Source organism: Pseudomonas sp. TNT3 (assembly GCF_010095445.2).
GTDB lineage: Bacteria > Pseudomonadota > Gammaproteobacteria > Pseudomonadales > Pseudomonadaceae > Aquipseudomonas.
This window is the reverse complement of sequence record NZ_WFGV02000003.1, coordinates 137,073-155,744: the sequence shown is the minus strand read 5'-3', so window position 1 is coordinate 155,744 and position 18,672 is coordinate 137,073. Positions and strand designations below refer to the sequence as shown.

Genomic DNA, 18,672 nt, shown 5'->3' with positions numbered 1-18,672 from the left:
GCCGAATTGCCCGTCTACACTCGAAACATTCCCCCGAGCCATAACGAGACCGTTATGCCCAGACTGCCGACCGTGCTTTTTTTGCTGTCGCTGATGACCTGGACCGCAACGGCTGGCGCGCTGACTCTGACCGACGAAGAACGTAGCTGGCTGACGGCCCACCCAGACCTGCGTCTGGGTGTAGATGCGTCGTGGCCACCCTTTGAGTACCGCGACGACCAGGGCCGTTACCAAGGCCTTGCAGCGGACTATATCGACATGATCCGCCAACGCCTGTCCATCAAGCTCACCCCCATCGAGCCCGTTAACTGGACAGTCGTTCTGGAGCAGGTCAAACAAGGCAAAATCGATCTGTTGCCAGGCATCATGTCGACTCCGGAACGCCAGACCTATCTGTCGTTCACTCGCCCTTACCTGGACTTCCCGATCGTCATCCTTGCCCACGTCGGCGGCGCCCAACCACGCAAAATCGAGGACCTGTACGGACTGAAAATTGCAGTCGTCGAGAACTATGCCTCTCACGAACTGCTGCGCAATCATCATCCCGACCTGAATCTGGTGGCGATGCCCAACGTCAGCTCGGCTTTGCAGGCACTGGCGACCGACGAAGTAGACGCGGTGGTCGGCGATCTCGCCTCCAGCGTCTGGAGCCTGCGTCAGCTCAAGCTTGAAGGCCTCTATGTCAGTGGCGAGACCCCCTACCGCTACCAACTGGCAATGGCCGTACCCAAGGACAACAAGGTACTGGTCGGCATTCTGGACAAAGTCCTGGCAGACATGTCCCCGTCTGAAATCAGTGCCATTCAGGAACACTGGGTAGGCAACGTCCTCGATCACCGGACTTTCTGGTCAGATCTGCTGGTGTATGGCCTGCCGGGACTGCTGTTGCTGATCACCGTGCTGGCCATGGTGATCCGTATCAACCGCCGACTCAGCTCGGAAATCGCCAGGCGCGTCGATCTGGAACAGGAACTGCGTAGCAGCGAGTACCACTACCGCGGGCTGGTGGAGAGCCTTTCCGCGATTGCCTGGGAAGCGCGCATCAGCGACTTCACCTACAGCTACGTGTCGCCCCATGCCGAAGACTTGCTCGGTTACCCACTGTCCCACTGGCTGATTCCGGGCTTCTGGCGCAGCATCATTCACCCCGCCGACCTTACCCGCACTCAAACCTTCTGCGATCACGAAGTATTGGCCGGTCGCGATCACACGGTGGATTACCGGGTAATCACCGCTGACGGCAGGTGCCTGTGGGTGCGCGATATTGTCAGCTTGATCGAACATGGCCATGAACCGGTCCTGCGCGGCTTGATGATCGACATCAGTGACGCCAAGCGCACCGAAGAAGCCTTGCGCCTCTCGGAGCAGAAATTTGCTTCGGTGTTCCAGCAATGCCCCGACATCCTGGTGATTGCGCGACTCTCCGACGGCTGCCTGATGGAGGTCAACGAGGCGTTCGAAGAACAGATCGGCCTCACCGCCCAAGAAGTCATCGGCCAGACGGCCACCGACCTGAACATCTGGGGCATTCCCGGCGTCGGCCCGGGACTGCTGCAGCGGTTGCAGGCCGGTAGCATTCGCAACCTGGAAATGCCCTTTCGCCGCAACAATGGCCAGGTGTTTACCGGCCTGATCTCGGCCGAGCCGTTCGATCTGGTTACAACCCCGGCACTGGTCGTGGTCGTGCGTGACATCAGCCAACTCAAGGAAACGCAGCAGCAACTGCAAATCTCCGAAGAGAAATTTGCCAAGGCCTTCCATGCGTCCCCGGACGGACTACTACTGTCGCGTCAAAGCGACGGCTTGCTTCTGGAAGTCAACGACGGCTTCAGCCGCATTACCGGTTTCAACAGCGCGATGTCGGTAGACAGGTCGTCTCTGGAGCTCGGGATCTGGGTCAACCTCAACGAGCGCAAGCAGATGCTCGATTTGCTCAAGCGAGACGGCTTCGTTCGTGACTTCAGTTGCCACATCCGCCGCAGCGATGGGCAAATCCGTCTCTGCGAGGTGTCCAGTCGCCCGCTGCCGATCGGCAATGAAGACTGCATGCTTACCATCGCCCGGGACATCACCGAGCGCCACCTCATGCAGGAAAAGCTGCAACAGGCCGCCACCGTATTCGAAAGCACCGCCGAAGGTGTGTTGATCACCGACACCCAGCAGCACATCAGCGCGGTCAATCGCGCGTTTACCGAAATCACGGGCTACAGCGAAAGCGAAGCATTGGGCCACACCCCTCGCCTGCTCGCCTCAGGCCTGCACGACAGTGCTTTCTATGCCGCAATGTGGCATCAACTCACCGCCGAAGGGCATTGGCAGGGCGAGATTTCCAACCGACGCAAAAATGGCGAGCTGTACCCGAGCTGGCTAACGATCAGCGCAGTGCGCAACCGGGACAAATTCATTACTCACTTTGTCGCCGTGTTTGCGGACATCTCCAGCCTCAAGCATGCCCAGGCCAAGCTCGACTACCAGGCGCACCACGATCCGTTGACCGGGCTGCCCAACCGCACACTGTTCGAAAGCCGACTGCTCACCGCACTCAACAATCAACAAGAAAACGGCGGTCAGGGCGCCGTGCTTTTCCTCGATCTGGATCGCTTCAAACACATCAATGACAGCCTTGGTCATCCGGTCGGCGACTTGCTGCTCAAAGGCATTGCCGTTCGATTGAAAGAGCAGCTGCGCGACATCGACACCGTGGCGCGACTGGGAGGCGACGAATTCATCATCCTGCTTCCCGGCCTGCAACAGTCCAGCGACGCCGATAACATTGCCAATAAACTGCTGAATTGCTTCGCCGCCCCTTTCCAGGCCGGTGAGCACGAGTTTTTCATCAGCGCCAGTATCGGCACCAGCCTGTATCCACAGGACGGCTGCGACGTCGCCACGCTGGTCAAAAACGCCGACGCCGCGATGTACCGCTCGAAGGCAAAGGGTCGCAACAGGGTTGAAAGTTACACACGCGACCTCACCGCTCAAGCCAGCGAACGCGTGGCGCTGGAACACGAACTGCGACGCGCCATCGAGCGCAACGAGCTGCACCTCCATTACCAGCCGAAAATCAGCCTCGACGACCATCGCCTGGTCGGGGCCGAAGCGCTCATTCGCTGGCGTCATCCAACTTTCGGCGATGTACCGCCGGAACACTTCATTCCGCTGGCCGAAGAAAACGGCATGATCCTGCAAATCGGCGACTGGGTGCTCGAAACCGCCTGCCGACAGATGTTCGAATGGAACCAGGTCTACCAGCCCTTGGGCCCGCTGTCGGTCAACCTCGCGGGTGCACAACTGCGCCAGCCAAACCTGCTGGGACGCATCGAGCAACTGCTCAAGGACAACCGGCTCAGACCCGATCTATTGCAACTGGAAATTACCGAAAACTTCATCATGAGCCAGGCCGAAGAAGCCTTGGCCGTGCTGCACCAACTAAAATACCTGGGTGTGCAGCTAGCGATTGATGATTTCGGAACCGGTTATTCGTCCCTGAGTTATCTCAAACGCCTACCTCTGGACATCCTGAAAATCGATCAGTCTTTCGTCCGGGGCCTGCCTGATGACCCCCACGACGTGGCGATCGTGCGAGCAATCATTGCCTTGGGAAGCAGCATGCAATTCACCGTGATCGCCGAGGGCGTCGAGACGCAGGCGCAGCAACACTTCCTCGCGGCGGAAGGTTGCGAACAGATCCAGGGCTACATCGTCAGCCTGCCACTTCCACCGGACGAATTCGCCGAGACGTTTCTTCGTATAGCAGTTTCAGACTTTTCGGATAGCACAGCAGAGAAACCGTCGTTATAATCCGCGACCTACTGAGGGCCTATAGCTCAGTTGGTTAGAGCAGAGGACTCATAATCCTTTGGTCCACGGTTCAAGTCCGTGTGGGCCCACCAAACAAAAAAGCCGCGCAATTGCGCGGCTTTTTCGTGTCTGACGTTTGGTTGTGTTTGTTATTTGCAGCGCTGAACAACATCACAGCAACTGTCAGTCCAAACACCTGACAAAGGGATGGCTTGCACCGCGCGCAGCCGCTCCAGCATCGGCCCGGTGTACACAACCTCATACGTATCCGCCGCTCGCCCCCATTGCTCCACCAGAGTCATCGCGTCCACCAGCGTCCCTGCCAGTTCCGATATCGTATCGGCCTGATCTTCGATGATTTCCTGAGTCCGAAACCACAGCCGATCAGTCATCGCTTTAAGCTGCGCCTCTATACGCTCGCCCGACGCAGGAATGGTTTGCGGGTAGGCGATGTTGCGCAGCAGATGCTGAAGCTCCCTGATTTTTGCGTAATCCTGCTCAGCACCCTGCTCACCTTTAAGGATGGCTGTGGCTTTGGGCTTATCGACGCGCTTGGCGGCTGAAGGTTTTGAAGGCAGTGTTTGCGCCATCGCGCCAGCCAGGAGAACCATCATCCGGGCGCCCAAATGTTCCTTCATGGCGTCCATCGACGCAATTGGCCGCACCAAGCCAATGGAAGCGCCACCTTTATGCCTCAAGTCTCTCGTCACCATCAGGGTCACACCGCCCGTTTCAAATCCCAGCGCGCGGGCCACGACGTAGTGTCCCAATTCGTGTTGGGCAACTTGCAACGCACGGTCGCGTACTGCGGTAGGTAGCGTTGTTGTCATGCCCTTCACCTCGCACCTTCGCCTGCCTCAATCCTAGTCGATTTTTACACCCTCTTTTTCGCCCAGCAAAAAGCCGCGCAATGGCGCGGCTTTTCGTGTCTGCGATTCAACCTTTACTCAGGCAACGCATACGCAATCACATAGTCCCCCCGATCCGGCGACTGACGCGCGCCACCCACGGTGAGCAAGATGTACTGCTTCCCGGTCTTCGGCGAAACATACGTCATCGGCCCGGACTGGCTGCCAACCGGCAAACGGGATTTCCAGATCTCGTTGCCGTTGCCGGTATCGAAAGCACGCAGGTAAAAATCCTGGGTTCCCGCGAAGAAGAGTAAGCCGGACTGGGTGGCCAGCGACGCGCCAAGGGTCGGCATGCCGATCGGGATCGGCAAGTGCATGCGAATCCCCAGCGGGCCGGTGTCCTGAACGGTGCCAACCGGCACTTGCCAGACCAGCTTGTGGGTCTTGAGGTCGATGGCGGACATCGTGCCGAACGGTGGCTTCTGGCAAGGAATGCCGGCCGCCGAAAGGAAACGTTCGCGCATCGCCCCAAACGGCGTGCCTTCCTGCGGTACCACGCCCATTTCGATACCACTGGCACCCGCAGCGATCTTGTCGCGGGGAATCATGTAGTTGGCCAGGCCCAGGCGCATGTCGTTGACGAACATGTAATGGGTGTTCGGGTCCACCGACACACTGCCCCAGTTCATGCCGCCCAAGGATCCCGGGAATTGCAACGCACGATCCAGGCCAGGCGGGGTATACACGCCCTCGTGGCGCATGCCCTTGAACTGAATCCGGCACATCAACTGGTCGAACGGCGTGGCGCCCCACATGTCCGATTCGGTCAGTTTCTGATTACCAATCGACGGCATATCGACCGAGAACGGCTGGGTCGGCGAATAACGCTCACCGGGCACGTTACCTTGCGGCACCGGACGCTCTTCAACACGGGCGATCGGCACGCCGGTTTCACGGTTGAGCAGGAAGATCTCGCCCTGCTTGGTGACCTGCGCCAACGCAGGCTGCATGACGCCCTTGTCATCCGGCACGTCGTACAGCAACGGTTGCGCAGGCAGGTCGAAGTCCCACAAATCGTGGTGAGTGGTCTGGAAGTGCCAGCGCACCTGGCCAGTTTTCACGTCGATAGCGACGATGGACGAGTTCCACTTGTCATCGAATTCGGTGCGCTGACCGCCGAAGAAGTCCGGAGTGGCGTTGCCGGTCGGCAAGTAAACCAGACCCAGCTTGGCGTCGTAGGACATCGCCGACCAGACGTTCGGGGTGCCGCGGGTATAGGTCTCCCCCGCTGGAGGGCGTTTGGTCGTGTTCGGGTTACCCGGATCCCACGCCCACACCAGCTCGCCACTGCGCACGTCATACGCACGAACCACCCCTGGCGGCTCGCCGGTGGAATAGTTGTCCGCCACGCGACCACCGACAATCACCACATCACCGGCCACCAAAGGTGTCGAGGTTTGCTGGTAGTAGCCCGGTTTTACTTCGCCCATGTCGGTTGTGAGATCGACCGTTCCCTTGATGCCAAACTCTTCACACGGTTTGCCGGTCTCGGCATTGATTGCAATAAGACGCGCATCACCGGTCGGTAGAAACAGACGTTTCTTACAGGCCGCTGGCTGTTTGTCCGGGGCCGCAGGGGTTTCTGAATAACCCAGGCCTCGGCAGCGTTGCCAGTTCGGCGCAGTGCCTTGCGGATCGAACTTCCAGCGCTGTGCACCCGTGTCAGCGTCGAGTGCGAAGACTTTGCCGTACGCCGTGCAGGTGTAGACGGTGTCGCCGATCTGCAGCGGCGTGTTCTGGTCTTCTGCGCCTGCGCCGGTGCTTTGCGGCAGGTCACCGGTGCGGAAGGTCCAGGCAACCTGCAGCTTGTCGATATTGCCCTTGTTGATCTGGTCCAGTGCAGCGAAGCGGTTGCCCGCCGTCGTGTTGCCCCAATGGGCCCAGTTTTTATGCTCGGTACCCGGTGTCACCGGCGTCACCGATGGTTCACTCGTGGCCTTTACCACGTGGGTCGGCACGAACATATAGGCCAGCGTTGCAACCACGCCGACGCCCAGAATGCCTGCCAGGCCATAAGCGCCCCGCCCCGCCGCTGCGCCGGAAGCACGCACCAGTGTGGGGTAGATCAGTGCAACCACCAGTCCGATCACGGCAAATGTCAGCACGCGCGACACCAGCGGCCAGTATTCGAAACCGGTGTCCCACACAGCCCAAAGCGCGGTCAGGATCAGCGCCAGGCCATACAGCCAGGCGCCTTGCGGTTTAAGACGAGCGATCATCAGCCCGGAAACCAGCATCGCCAACCCCATGAGCAGGAAGTACCAACTTCCACCCAGTGAGGTCAGGTAAGCACCACCACCCGCCAGGCCAAGCCCGATCAAGGCAATCAGGACACCCAGCCCCCGCAGCAACCATTGGCTGCCGCCGGCAGCCCCAGAATTATTCATGTCCGTCATTTTCCCCAAGTGTGACAATTGAGAAATGATGTACTACCTAGTTACTTATGGCAAATTGTCGCAGCTGAAAATGTCCTGAACGGTACTGAATACGGATCAGGCATCCGTTGTGCGAGCGGTGCCTGTAACATGCCCATCCACCGATCTGTGCCGCTGGAGACGCCCCTTGCCTGACATTCGCCCACCCGTTCTTGACGAAATCGATCGCCAACTGATCGCCGCCTTGCAGATCAATGCCCGCGAAAGCGTGGCCATGCTCGCTCGCCAACTGGGCATCGCCCGCACCACGGTGACCTCGCGACTTGCCCGACTGGAAAAAGCAAAAGTCATCACTGGTTACGGCGTGCGACTGGGTCAGCGAGTAGTGGATGGTGGATTGCAGGCGTATGTCGGGATCACCGTGCAGCCGCGCTCGGGCAAAGAAGTGCTGAGACGCCTCAGTGCGATGGCGCAGGTTCAGCAATTGTGTGCAGTGAGTGGTGAGTTTGATTACGTGGCGTGGCTGCGCACTGAATCGCCCGAGCAGCTGGACCAGTTGCTGGATCAGATCGGGAGTGTGGACGGCGTGGAGAAGACCACGACGTCGATCATCCTCAGTAGCAAGATTGACCGGGGGCAACCGGTTTAAACCCGATTCCTTGTAGGAGCGAGCCTGCTCGCTCCCACAGTGGTCAGTGTGTATTAGCTCATCGTCATAGTGATCAACTAATTAGCAAAACGACGACACTTTGCGCCTTATTAACGTGTTCTACGCTCTCTAGAATGGCTGCCATCTTTTCCTATACTCAGATGCGCCTACCGCGTCGGGTCGCCAGCAAGGTCAGCCATGAACAAGAATAATCGCCATCCTGCAGACGGTAAAAAACCAGTCACCATCTTTGGTCCTGACTTTCCTTTCGGCTTCGACGACTGGATTGAGCACCCGGCTGGCCTGGGCAGCATTCCCGCACACAACCACGGCGCTGAAGTCGCGATTGTAGGTGCCGGCATCGCGGGCCTGGTGGCAGCCTATGAATTGATGAAACTGGGCCTCAAGCCCGTCGTTTACGAAGCCTCGAAAATGGGCGGACGCCTGCGTTCCCAGGCATTCAACGGCGCTGAAGGCATCGTCGCAGAGCTCGGCGGCATGCGTTTTCCGGTGTCATCCACCGCGTTTTACCACTACGTCGACAAGCTCGGTCTGGAAACCAAACCTTTCCCGAACCCGCTGACGCCAGCTTCGGGCAGCACCGTCATCGACCTGGAAGGTAAAACCCATTACGCAGAGAAGCTGGCGGACCTTCCGGCGCTGTTCCAGGAAGTCGCAGACGCCTGGGCGGATGCGCTCGAAGCCGGTTCGCAGTTTTCTGATATCCAGCAAGCCATCCGCGACCGCGACGTGCCGCGCCTCAAAGAGCTATGGAACACCTTGGTTCCACTGTGGGACGACCGCACTTTCTACGACTTCGTCGCCACCTCCAAAGCCTTCGCCAAGTTGTCGTTCCACCACCGCGAAGTGTTTGGCCAGGTAGGTTTCGGCACGGGTGGCTGGGACTCTGACTTCCCTAACTCGATGCTGGAAATCTTCCGCGTGGTGATGACCAACTGCGATGACCATCAGCACCTGGTCGTCGGCGGCGTGGAACAAGTCCCCCTCGGCATCTGGCGCCATGTACCGGAACGTTGCGTGCACTGGCCGCAAGGCACGAGCCTCAGTTCGCTGCACAGCGGTGCACCACGCTCTGGCGTGAAAAAAATTGCCCATGCGCCGGACGGACGTTTTACCGTCACCGACAACTACGGCGACACCCGTGAATACGCGGCTGTTTTGACAACCTGCCAGAGCTGGCTGCTGACCACCCAGATCGAATGCGACGAAACCCTGTTTTCGCAAAAGATGTGGATGGCCCTGGACCGCACCCGTTACATGCAGTCCTCGAAAACATTCGTGATGGTCGACCGACCATTCTGGAAGGACAAGGACCCGGAAACCGGCCGCGACCTGATGAGCATGACCCTCACCGATCGCCTGACCCGCGGCACTTACCTCTTCGACAATGGCGACGACAAGCCCGGTGTGATCTGCCTGTCTTATTCGTGGATGAGCGACGCGCTGAAGATGCTCCCGCACCCGGTCGAAAAGCGCGTGAAACTGGCGCTGGACGCCTTGAAAAAGATCTACCCGAAAGTCGACATTGCTGCGCGGATCATCGGCGACCCGATCACCGTGTCATGGGAATCCGATCCGCATTTCCTCGGCGCATTCAAAGGCGCCCTGCCCGGCCACTACCGCTACAACCAGCGCATGTACGCACATTTCATGCAGCAAGACATGCCCGCCGAACAGCGCGGGATCTTCATCGCCGGCGACGATGTTTCATGGACGCCAGCATGGGTCGAAGGCGCGGTGCAGACCTCCCTTAACGCGGTCTGGGGCATCATGAAGCACTTCGGCGGTGAAACTCACGCCGAGAACCCGGGTCCAGGAGATGTGTTCAACGAGATCGGTCCGATCGCCTTGCCCGAGTAAAAGGAGTTCCAAATGCGCGTAGCCCTTTACCAATGTCCGCCGCTGCCCCTTGATGTTGCCGGCAATCTGCATCGCCTGCATCAGCTCGCGCTGGAGGCCAAGGGTGCAGACTTGCTGGTGCTGCCGGAGATGTTCCTGACCGGTTACAACATCGGCGTCGATGCCGTCAGCGTACTGGCCGAAGTGCACAACGGTGAATCGGCGCAGCAGATCGCGCGCATTGCCAAGACAGCCGGGATCGCCATTTTGTATGGCTACCCCGAGCGCACCGAGGACGGTCAGATCTACAACTCGGTGCAACTGATCGATGCCAACGGTGAGCGCCTGTGCAATTACCGCAAGACTCACCTCTTCGGCGATCTTGATCACTCCATGTTCAGCGCCGGCGGTGACGAGTTGCCGCTGGTCGAACTCAATGGCTGGAAGCTCGGTTTCCTGATCTGTTACGACCTGGAGTTTCCGGAAAATGCTCGTCGCCTTGCCCTGGCAGGTGCCGAGCTGATTCTGGTGCCGACGGCGAACATGGTGCCGTTCGACTTTATCGCTGACGTCACCGTCCGCGCCCGGGCCTTCGAAAACCAATGCTATGTGGCCTACGCCAACTACTGCGGGCACGAAGGCGAGATTCACTACTGCGGCCAGAGCAGCATCGCCGCGCCGGATGGCAGCCGCATTGCCCAGGCCGGTCTCGATGAAGCGCTGATTGTCGGCGAGCTGGATCGTCAGTTGATGGTCGACTCGCGGAGCGCGTATCACTACCTTATCGATCGTCGCCCTGAGCTTTACGGCGAGCTGAACAAGCGCTGATCCACCGTTATCCGCTAGCATTAGCGCTTCTCTGTTCTGGAAGTGCTCATGCCTGCGTTGAATCCCTCCCGCCCCCACACTGAAACCCTGGCCAATGGCCTGCGGGTGACGCTGCGTCATGCGCCACACTTGAAGCGTTGCGCCGCTGCATTGCGGGTTGCTGCAGGCAGTCACGACGTGCCATTGGCATGGCCGGGGCTGGCGCACTTTCTTGAACACCTGCTGTTTCTCGGTACCGCGCGTTTCCCTGCGAGCCAAGGGCTGATGGCCTACGTGCAGGGTCACGGCGGCCAGGTCAATGCGCGGACCAGCGAACGCACCACTGACTTCTTCTTCGAACTGCCGCCGCAGGCATTTGCTGGTGGGCTGGAGCGTCTGTCGGACATGCTCGCTCACCCGTGCATGAACCTGGACGATCAGTTGCGGGAACGGGAAGTACTGGAGGCGGAGTGTGTTGCCTGGTCTCAGGACGCGGCGGCTCAACAGGAGCGCGCGCTGTTCGACGGACTCTCGGCGACTCATCCACTGCGTGGCTTTCATGCAGGCAACCGCGACAGCCTGCCCGTCTCGCAACCTGCGTTTCAGCAGGCGTTACGCGACTTTCATCAGCACTTTTATCAAACCGGACAGATGACGCTGAGTCTGGTCGGGCCACACCGTATCGATGAACTGCGAGCGTTGGCCGAGACCTTCGGCAGCGCCATTGCAGCGGGTGCAACAGTCCCGCAACAAACACCCCCTGCGCTGATGGATGCTTTAGGCAAAAGTTATCAACAGGCTGCTGACCATCGACTCGATCTGCTGTTTGCCTTCGAAGCTCTTGCGGATTCGTCGTCCCAAGCGCTGGCCTTTCTGTGTCATTGGCTCAACGCGGCAAAACCCGGCGGCCTGCTGACCGAGCTGCAGGCTCGCGGGTTAGCGGAGCATATGAACGCCACGCCGCTGTATCGGTTTGGCGGCCAGGCCCTGCTGGACATCGAATTCGCGACCACTCAATCGCAGAAGGCACTGCGCGAACCGCTGTTGGATTGGCTGGGATTTTTTGCCAGCCACCAACCCTGGATCGGGTTGCGCGAAGAATACAGCGCCCTCCTGCACCGTGAGCAGCAGGTAGCTGGCGCGTTGAAATTGGCTCAACTTGATGTCACACAGCAGGAAACCGGGTTATCCGACCAGGGCGTTATTGCACTTCGAGAAATCCTCAAACAAATGGACGCTGTGGATAACTTCAGCGGCCAATGGCAGCTGCCAGCACCCAACCCGTTTCTACGCAGCGAGGCGCCAGCCCCGAACGCCGGCCTGATTCGTGGCCAGACCAGCAAACACCGAGGTTTGCGCACTTTTGCTCAGGATCGCTCGCGCACCCGTCGTGAACATTCGCCGATGCAATTCAGTCAGGCGTTGCCGGATCACACCGATGAAGGCGCGGTGTACCTACGCTGGCAACTGGCGGCCAGCCCTCACAGCAACCTGCAAGCGAACCTGGAAACTCGTCTTCAGCCATTACGCGAAGACGCGCGTCAGGCCGGTATCGACTTCTCCTTCAGCGCATCAGGCAATCAATGGTTACTGAAGATGACCGGCCTGCAAGAACCGATGCCGACCATCCTCGAACATGCGCTGAAAGAGCTGACAAAATCCGATGCGGACGCCCCGCTGCCAGCACCGCAGAAGGTGGCACTGATTCCGATTCGGCAGCTGCTTCAAGCGCTGCCGGGCCACTGCCTTGAGCGCACCGCTGACTCGGACGACCTGCAACAACTCTGGTTAGGCGCGCGCTGGGATGGACTCGCGACCGGTCTGTCCGCGCAAACACAAGCGGCGATGGGCTTTGCCTTGAGCCGGGTGCCGGGCGCTGCGGACAATCAATCGACGCCCGCGCCCTCGATCCACGCTCAGCACCTGTGGACCGCCATCGATACACAGTCCAATGAGCATGCGTTACTGCTTTTCTGTCCCACGGCGACCCTGGGCATCACTGATGAAGCAGCCTGGCGTTTGCTCGCGCATATATGCCAGACGCCGTTTTATCAGCGCCTGCGTGTAGAGCTGCAACTGGGTTATGCGGTGTTCAGCGCGCTGCGTCAGGTCCACGGGCAGACGGGAATTCTGTTCGGTATGCAGTCGCCGACAGTGGCTCCGGTAGCGCTGCTGGAGCACGTGAAAACATTCCTGGCCGACTTGCCGGGCATGATCGAACGCATCGACGAAACCACCTTCGTCAGACAGCGCCAATCCTTGGCCGATCAATTTGACAGCGCCACGCTTCCCGACACCCTGGCGGCCGAATTGCTCTGGCAAGCAAAGCTGGCCGGCCACTCGTCGGATTATCTGGAGCGTCTGCCCCGTGCCATTCTGATGATCGACCGGCAGGCTTTACTGGCCGCTGCAAAACGACTGATTCACGCCGACGGCGGTTGGCGCTGTCTGGCCAGCGGGGCAAGCCCTGGCTCACCCTGGCAAGTGGCAAAATGATCTTTACCGGTGGCGCAATTAGCTTTCTCAAAGTTTCACGGGCAAGGACTCTGTAATTTTGAGTAACATAGCCACCTAACTATCTGAACATCTCCGCGTGGAGGTGGACTATATGTATAGATCTCAACCGTCCCACCACCTGAAGGAGCACTCCCATGTCCTGGTCCAAACCTGCTTACACCGATCTGCGTATCGGCTTTGAAGTCACCATGTACTTCGCAAGCCGCTAAGATCTCTCGCGGTTCAACGCCTCGGTTCACCGGGGCGTTTTTATTTTCAGATTCGAAATGATGGAGCGACCATGTTTGTCCAGATTCTAGGTTCCGCCGCTGGCGGTGGTTTCCCCCAGTGGAACTGCAACTGCGTGAACTGCGCAGGCTTTCGCGACGGCAGCCTGCGGGCAACAGCGCGCACCCAATCGTCCATCGCGATTTCCGATGACGGTGTGAACTGGGTTCTGTGCAACGCCTCTCCGGACATCCGCGCCCAGCTCCAGAGCTTTGCCCCGATGCAACCGGGCCGCGCCCTGCGCGATACCGGTATCAGCGCGATCATCCTGATGGACAGCCAGATCGACCACACCACGGGCCTGCTCAGCTTGCGTGAAGGATGCCCGCACCAGGTGTGGTGCACGGACATGGTCCACGAAGACCTGAGCACCGGTTTTCCGCTGTTCACCATGTTGACCCACTGGAACGGCGGCTTGAGCTGGAACCGTATCGAACTGGACCAGAGCTTCACCGTCCCTGCCTGCCCCAATCTTCGCTTTACCCCGCTGCCCCTGCGTAGCGCCGCGCCCCCCTATTCGCCGCACCGCTTTGACCCGCACCCAGGCGACAATATTGGCCTGATCGTCGAAGACGTGAACACCGGCGGCAAGCTGTTCTACGCACCGGGCCTGGGGAAAGTCGACGCGCCACTGCTGGAGATCATGGCGGGCAGCGATTGCCTGCTGGTGGATGGCACGATGTGGGATGACGACGAGATGCAGCGCCGCGGCGTCGGTACGCGCACCGGTCGGGAAATGGGTCACCTGGCGCAGAACGGCCCCGGCGGCATGCTCGAAGTGCTCGAGCAATTGCCACTGCCGCGCAAAGTACTTATCCACATCAACAACACCAACCCGATTCTCGATGAGGATTCACCCGAGCGAGCGGAGCTGGTGCGACGCGATGTTGAAGTGGCGTATGACGGCATGAGTATTGTGTTGTAAGAAATCGAGACCGCTGCGCGGTCTATCGCCAGCAGGCTGGCTCCCACAGTTGATCGCAATCCCCTGTGGGAGCTGCCTGCTGGCGAGTTGATCGCATTCCCCTGTGGGAGCCAGCCTGCTGGCGATGAGGCCGGTACAGGCGCTACAACTCTACGGTTATGCCCCGGAGAACCGAAATGACTGACACCCCGATGCCCCCCGCCGAATTCGAAGCCGCGCTGCGCGCCAAAGGCGCCTACTACCACATCTATCACCCCTATCACGTGGCGATGTATGAAGGCCGGGCGACCCGCGAGCAGATCCAGGGTTGGGTCGCGAACCGCTTCTACTATCAGGTGAACATCCCCCTGAAGGACGCCGCAATCCTCGCCAACTGCCCGGATCGCGAGATTCGCCGCGAGTGGATTCAACGCCTGCTCGATCATGACGGCGCTCCCGGCGAAGACGGTGGCATCGAAGCCTGGCTGCGTCTGGGCCAGGCAGTCGGGCTCGATCCGGATCAACTGCGCTCTCAGGAACTGGTGCTGCCCGGCGTGCGTTTCGCCGTGGACGCCTATGTCAACTTCGCCCGCCGGGCCAGTTGGCAGGAAGCCGCCAGCAGCTCGTTGACCGAACTGTTCGCGCCGCAAATCCACCAGTCACGTCTCGACAGCTGGCCGCAGCACTACCCGTGGATTGACCCGACCGGCTACGAATACTTCCGTACCCGCCTGGGCCAGGCACGGCGCGATGTCGAACACGGACTGGCGATCACCTTGCAGCACTACACGACGCGTGAAGGCCAGGAGCGCATGCTGGAAATTCTCCAGTTCAAACTGGACATTCTTTGGAGCATGCTCGATGCCATGAGCATGGCCTACGAACTGAACCGCCCGCCTTATCACAGCGTGACTGAACAGCGGGTCTGGCATAAAGGAATCACCTTATGAGTTTCGATCGCAGCAAGACCCCGACCTGGCGTACTGGCTACCGTTATCAGTACGAACCGGCACAAAAAGGCCATGTGCTGCTCTACCCTGAAGGCATGATCAAACTCAACGAAAGCGCTGCATTGATCGGCGGTTTGATCGATGGCGAGCGCGACGTTGCGGCGATCATCGCCGAACTTGATGCGAAGTTTCCCGGCGTGCCCGAGCTTGGTGAAGACATCGAGCAATTCATGGAGGTCGCCCGTGCTGAGCACTGGATCGAACTTGCCTGACACTGTGTCAGGCACGTTGCCGCCCAAACCTGAAATCGGCTTGCCTCTGTGGCTGCTGGCCGAGCTGACCTACCGTTGCCCGCTGCAATGCCCCTACTGCTCCAACCCGCTGGATTTCGCCGAGCAGGGTAAAGAGTTGAGCACCGAGCAGTGGATCAAGGTGTTTCGCGAAGCACGGGAAATGGGCGCGGCTCAACTGGGCTTTTCCGGCGGAGAACCGCTGGTGCGCCAGGACCTTGCCGAGTTGATCGCCGAAGCGCGCAAGTTGGGTTTCTACACCAACCTGATCACCTCGGGCATCGGCCTGACCGAACAGAAAATCAGCGATTTCAAGAAAGCGGGTCTGGACCACATCCAGATCAGTTTCCAGGCCAGTGACGAGCAAGTGAACAACTTGCTCGCGGGTTCGAAAAAAGCGTTCGCCCAGAAGCTGGAAATGGCTCGAGCAGTGAAGGCCCATGGTTACCCGATGGTGCTGAACTTCGTCACCCACCGGCACAACATCGACAAGATCGACCGGATCATTGAGCTGTGCATCGCCCTTGAGGCCGATTTCGTCGAGCTCGCGACGTGTCAGTTTTACGGCTGGGCGCAGCTCAACCGGGTCGGTTTGCTGCCGACCAAAGAACAACTGGTGCGCGCCGAACGCGTCACCAACGAATACCGCGCCAGGCTCGAAGCCGAAGGGCATCCGTGCAAACTGATTTTCGTCACGCCGGATTATTATGAAGAGCGCCCAAAAGCCTGCATGAATGGCTGGGGCAGTATTTTTCTGACCGTCACGCCGGACGGAACCGCCTTGCCCTGTCACGGTGCCCGACAGATGCCGGTGCAGTTTCCCAACGTGCGCGACCACAGCATGCAGCACATCTGGTACGACTCGTTTGGCTTCAACCGCTTTCGCGGCTACGACTGGATGCCCGAGCCGTGCCGCTCTTGCGACGAGAAGGAAAAAGACTTCGGCGGCTGCCGCTGCCAGGCCTTCATGCTCACCGGTGACGCCAGCAACGCTGACCCGGTGTGCAGTAAATCGCAACATCACGGCGTGATTCTCAAGGCCCGCGAAGAAGCCGAGCACGCGACTCAGACCATCGAACAACTGGCCTTTCGCAATGAACGAAACTCACGCCTCATCGCTAAAAGCTGAGCCCTTCAGCGCCGCCAAAGCCGTCGCTGCCGGTGTCGACTTTGCCGAATTGCAGGTCGGCCGGCATGGCCTGTTCTGGAACGAATACCGTCCCGAAGACGCCGCTTGCCGAATCTGGCATTGGCATAAGGGTCAGGCGCATTGCCTGACGCCACCAGGTTTCAGCGTGCGCAGTCGGGTGTATGAATATGGCGGCGGCGCGTTTTGTCTGACCGATGACGGGGTTGTGTTCGTCAACGAAGCCGACCAGCAGCTGTATCGACAGCCGCTTACGGGCGGGACGCCCGAAGGGCTGACTCGCGGCGAGTGCCGTTATGGCGATTTGCAGTTCGCCAACGGACAGGTCATGGCCGTCGAGGAGAACCGTGACCAGCATCGCCTGGTGGCTATCGATGTCGTTAACGGCACGCGTCATCTGCTGGTCGAAGGGGCTGATTTTTATGCGGCGCCGACATTGAGTCCCGACTCGCAACGCTTGGCCTGGATCGAATGGAGCCGACCGGATCAGCCGTGGACAGCCACTCGCCTGATGGTCGCCGATCGCCTCGACGATGGCGGCTTTTCCCTGCCGCGTTGCGTGGCCGGCGACAACGTTCAAGAATCGCTGCAACAACCCAGGTTCGATCGCAGTGGCCGATTGTATTGCCTGACGGATCGCGCCGGCTTCTGGCAGCCCTGGGTGGAATCTGCAGAAGGTTTGAGTCCGCTGCCCAGTGCAGAAGCCGACCACGGACCCGCCCCTTGGCAACTCGGCGGCTGCACCTGGCTTGCGTTCAGTGAAGACAGCTACCTGGCCAGCTGGACCGAAGATGGATTCGGCAAACTGGGCCTGGTCGCTGACGTCAGTGAAGACTTCACGGGCCCTTACAGCCGCTTCCGTCATTTGGCGATCGATGAGCAATTTATCTACTGCATCGCTGCATCACCGGTCAGTTCATCGGCCGTTATCGCGATCGATCGCGGCACCCGCCAGGTGAAGGTACTGGCGGGCGGCGTCACACCGTTGCCCGCCGAACACATCAGCGTTCCACATACGCTGTGCTACCCCAGTGGCTCAGGCGAGGCCCATGGCTTCTTTTATCCGGCGATGACCGGTGAGGCGAAACCGCCGCTGGTGGTGTTTATCCATGGCGGGCCGACCTCCGCTTGCTACCCGATGCTCGATCCACGCATTCAGTACTGGGCGCAACGCGGCTTTGCCGTGGCTGACCTTAACTATCGCGGCAGCAGTGGCTATGGCCGGGCGTATCGCCAGGCTTTGCATTTGAGCTGGGGCGCGGTAGATGTCGAGGACGCCTGCGCGGTGGTCGCCTACCTGGCGGACCGGGGGATGATCGACGGCGACCAGGCGTTCATTCGTGGCGGAAGTGCCGGCGGTTACACCACCCTTTGTGCCTTGGCCTTTCACAACGTGTTCCGCGCCGGCGCCAGTCTTTATGGCGTCAGCGACCCGGTTGCACTCAGCCGCGCGACCCACAAGTTCGAAGGTGATTATCTCGACTGGCTGATCGGCGATCCCGAGAAGGATGCCGAGCGCTACAAGGCGCGAACACCGTTGCTACATGCGAGCAACATCCGGGTCCCGATGATTTTCTTTCAGGGTGAACTGGATGCCGTGGTGGTGCCGCAGCAGACCCGTGACATGGTCAAGGCGCTGCAAGACAACGGTATTCTGGTGGAAGCGCATTACTACGCCGACGAACGCCATGGCTTTCGCAAGGCAGGCAATCAGGCACATGCGCTGGAGCAGGAATGGTTGTTTTATCGAAGGATCATGGCGCTCGACAGCTGATACCGCATCGCTGGCAGGCCAGCTCCCACAGGTCGACCGGCTCGCACCCTGTGGGAGCGAGCCTGCTCGCAAAGCGATCTAACGAACGCTACAGTTTTCAGCGTTTGGCGATGATGTACACCGCATGCACGATCCCCGGAATGTATCCGCACAACGTCAGCAGAATGTTCAGCCAGAACGCCCCGCCGAAACCCACCTGCAGGAAAACACCCAGTGGCGGCAACAGAATTGCAATGATGATTCGAATGAAGTCCATGGGTCAGCTCCTGATTGAAATCGGCTCGTGTGAGCCACACAGCTAATCGACACGCGCCGTTGGTCAGGGTTCAGTACGGATCTTCAGGCCAGTATTTCCAGACCGTGTTTTTGAACGATGTTTAGCAGCTCTTTCACCGCCTTCTATTGCTTCATCGTTAAAAA

The 18,672-nt window shown here is 59.5% G+C and carries 14 protein-coding genes and 1 tRNA gene; 12 read left to right on the top strand and 3 right to left on the bottom strand.

The features are described from left to right. The first annotated feature begins 54 nt into the window (after window positions 1-54). Window positions 55-3,801: an EAL domain-containing protein gene (locus GBC55_RS03550; RefSeq protein ID WP_162436252.1), complete on the top strand. Its 3,747-nt coding sequence runs from the start codon at window positions 55-57 to the stop codon at window positions 3,799-3,801. A 15-nt stretch (window positions 3,802-3,816) separates the two neighbouring features. After that, window positions 3,817-3,893 (top strand) — tRNA-Ile (locus tag GBC55_RS03545). A gap of 57 nt (window positions 3,894-3,950) precedes the next feature. On the opposite strand, the gene GBC55_RS03540 is transcribed toward GBC55_RS03545, so the two are convergent. Together GBC55_RS03540 and GBC55_RS03535 are read right to left on the bottom strand one after the other, a co-directional pair. Continuing rightward, entirely contained in the window at window positions 3,951-4,631 is a 681-nt protein-coding gene (locus tag GBC55_RS03540) for a peptidase M41 (protein WP_162436251.1), read from the bottom strand. A 113-nt stretch (window positions 4,632-4,744) separates the two neighbouring features. Then, window positions 4,745-7,099 (bottom strand): glucose/quinate/shikimate family membrane-bound PQQ-dependent dehydrogenase, encoded by a 2,355-nt coding sequence (locus GBC55_RS03535; RefSeq protein WP_162436250.1) that lies wholly within the window; start codon window positions 7,097-7,099, stop codon window positions 4,745-4,747. 175 nt (window positions 7,100-7,274) lie between these two features. Between GBC55_RS03535 and GBC55_RS03530 the strand changes: the two genes are divergently transcribed. The 10 genes from GBC55_RS03530 (at window position 7,275) to GBC55_RS03485 (ending at window position 18,252) form a co-directional block, all read left to right on the top strand. Beyond that, window positions 7,275-7,736 carry an Lrp/AsnC family transcriptional regulator gene (locus tag GBC55_RS03530; RefSeq protein WP_162436249.1) on the top strand — a complete coding sequence of 154 codons (462 nt, stop codon included), beginning with the start codon at window positions 7,275-7,277 and terminating at the stop codon, window positions 7,734-7,736. Window positions 7,737-7,934: 198 nt separating this feature from the next. After that, a complete protein-coding gene (locus GBC55_RS03525) occupies window positions 7,935-9,617 on the top strand; it encodes an NAD(P)/FAD-dependent oxidoreductase (protein ID WP_162436248.1) in 1,683 nt (560 codons plus the stop codon). A gap of 12 nt (window positions 9,618-9,629) precedes the next feature. Further along, entirely contained in the window at window positions 9,630-10,424 is a 795-nt protein-coding gene (locus GBC55_RS03520) for a carbon-nitrogen hydrolase family protein (RefSeq protein WP_162436247.1), read from the top strand. A gap of 48 nt (window positions 10,425-10,472) precedes the next feature. Beyond that, window positions 10,473-12,899: a pyrroloquinoline quinone biosynthesis protein PqqF gene (gene pqqF / locus GBC55_RS03515; RefSeq protein WP_162436246.1), complete on the top strand. Its 2,427-nt coding sequence runs from the start codon at window positions 10,473-10,475 to the stop codon at window positions 12,897-12,899. Between the two features lie 155 nt (window positions 12,900-13,054). Next, a complete protein-coding gene (gene pqqA / locus GBC55_RS03510) occupies window positions 13,055-13,129 on the top strand; it encodes a pyrroloquinoline quinone precursor peptide PqqA (protein ID WP_009045898.1) in 75 nt (24 codons plus the stop codon). Window positions 13,130-13,200: 71 nt separating this feature from the next. Then, window positions 13,201-14,112, top strand: coding sequence for a pyrroloquinoline quinone biosynthesis protein PqqB (pqqB, locus tag GBC55_RS03505; protein ID WP_162436245.1), 912 nt, complete (start codon window positions 13,201-13,203; stop codon window positions 14,110-14,112). Window positions 14,113-14,288: 176 nt separating this feature from the next. Next, window positions 14,289-15,041: a pyrroloquinoline-quinone synthase PqqC gene (gene pqqC / locus GBC55_RS03500; protein WP_162436244.1), complete on the top strand. Its 753-nt coding sequence runs from the start codon at window positions 14,289-14,291 to the stop codon at window positions 15,039-15,041. Further along, a complete protein-coding gene (gene pqqD, locus GBC55_RS03495) occupies window positions 15,038-15,313 on the top strand; it encodes a pyrroloquinoline quinone biosynthesis peptide chaperone PqqD (protein WP_162436243.1) in 276 nt (91 codons plus the stop codon). The genes pqqC and pqqD overlap by 4 nt, the downstream gene beginning before the upstream one ends. A 4-nt stretch (window positions 15,314-15,317) precedes the next feature. After that, the gene (pqqE, locus tag GBC55_RS03490) at window positions 15,318-16,460 is read left to right on the top strand and encodes a pyrroloquinoline quinone biosynthesis protein PqqE (protein ID WP_162436297.1); all 1,143 of its coding nucleotides are present in this window, start codon (window positions 15,318-15,320) and stop codon (window positions 16,458-16,460) included. Continuing rightward, on the top strand, window positions 16,426-18,252 hold the full coding sequence (locus GBC55_RS03485; RefSeq protein ID WP_162436242.1) for a S9 family peptidase: 1,827 nt from the start codon (window positions 16,426-16,428) through the stop codon (window positions 18,250-18,252). The genes pqqE and GBC55_RS03485 overlap by 35 nt, the downstream gene beginning before the upstream one ends. Before the next feature lie 97 nt (window positions 18,253-18,349). On the opposite strand, the gene GBC55_RS03480 is transcribed toward GBC55_RS03485, so the two are convergent. Further along, a complete protein-coding gene (locus GBC55_RS03480) occupies window positions 18,350-18,508 on the bottom strand; it encodes a YqaE/Pmp3 family membrane protein (protein WP_003228885.1) in 159 nt (52 codons plus the stop codon). Window positions 18,509-18,672 lie beyond the last annotated feature (164 nt).

Bases quoted from the DNA above. Each gene is read 5' to 3' on its own strand.
- GBC55_RS03550 (WP_162436252.1), top strand. From the start codon at position 55: ATGCCCAGACTGCCGACCGTGCTTTTTTTGCTGTCGCTGATGACCTGG.
- GBC55_RS03540 (WP_162436251.1), bottom strand. From the start codon at position 4,631: ATGACAACAACGCTACCTACCGCAGTACGCGACCGTGCGTTGCAAGTT.
- GBC55_RS03535 (WP_162436250.1), bottom strand. From the start codon at position 7,099: ATGAATAATTCTGGGGCTGCCGGCGGCAGCCAATGGTTGCTGCGGGGG.
- GBC55_RS03525 (WP_162436248.1), top strand. From the start codon at position 7,935: ATGAACAAGAATAATCGCCATCCTGCAGACGGTAAAAAACCAGTCACC.
- GBC55_RS03520 (WP_162436247.1), top strand. From the start codon at position 9,630: ATGCGCGTAGCCCTTTACCAATGTCCGCCGCTGCCCCTTGATGTTGCC.
- pqqF (WP_162436246.1), top strand. From the start codon at position 10,473: ATGCCTGCGTTGAATCCCTCCCGCCCCCACACTGAAACCCTGGCCAAT.
- pqqB (WP_162436245.1), top strand. From the start codon at position 13,201: ATGTTTGTCCAGATTCTAGGTTCCGCCGCTGGCGGTGGTTTCCCCCAG.
- pqqC (WP_162436244.1), top strand. From the start codon at position 14,289: ATGACTGACACCCCGATGCCCCCCGCCGAATTCGAAGCCGCGCTGCGC.
- pqqD (WP_162436243.1), top strand. From the start codon at position 15,038: ATGAGTTTCGATCGCAGCAAGACCCCGACCTGGCGTACTGGCTACCGT.
- GBC55_RS03485 (WP_162436242.1), top strand. From the start codon at position 16,426: ATGAACGAAACTCACGCCTCATCGCTAAAAGCTGAGCCCTTCAGCGCC.
- GBC55_RS03480 (WP_003228885.1), bottom strand. From the start codon at position 18,508: ATGGACTTCATTCGAATCATCATTGCAATTCTGTTGCCGCCACTGGGT.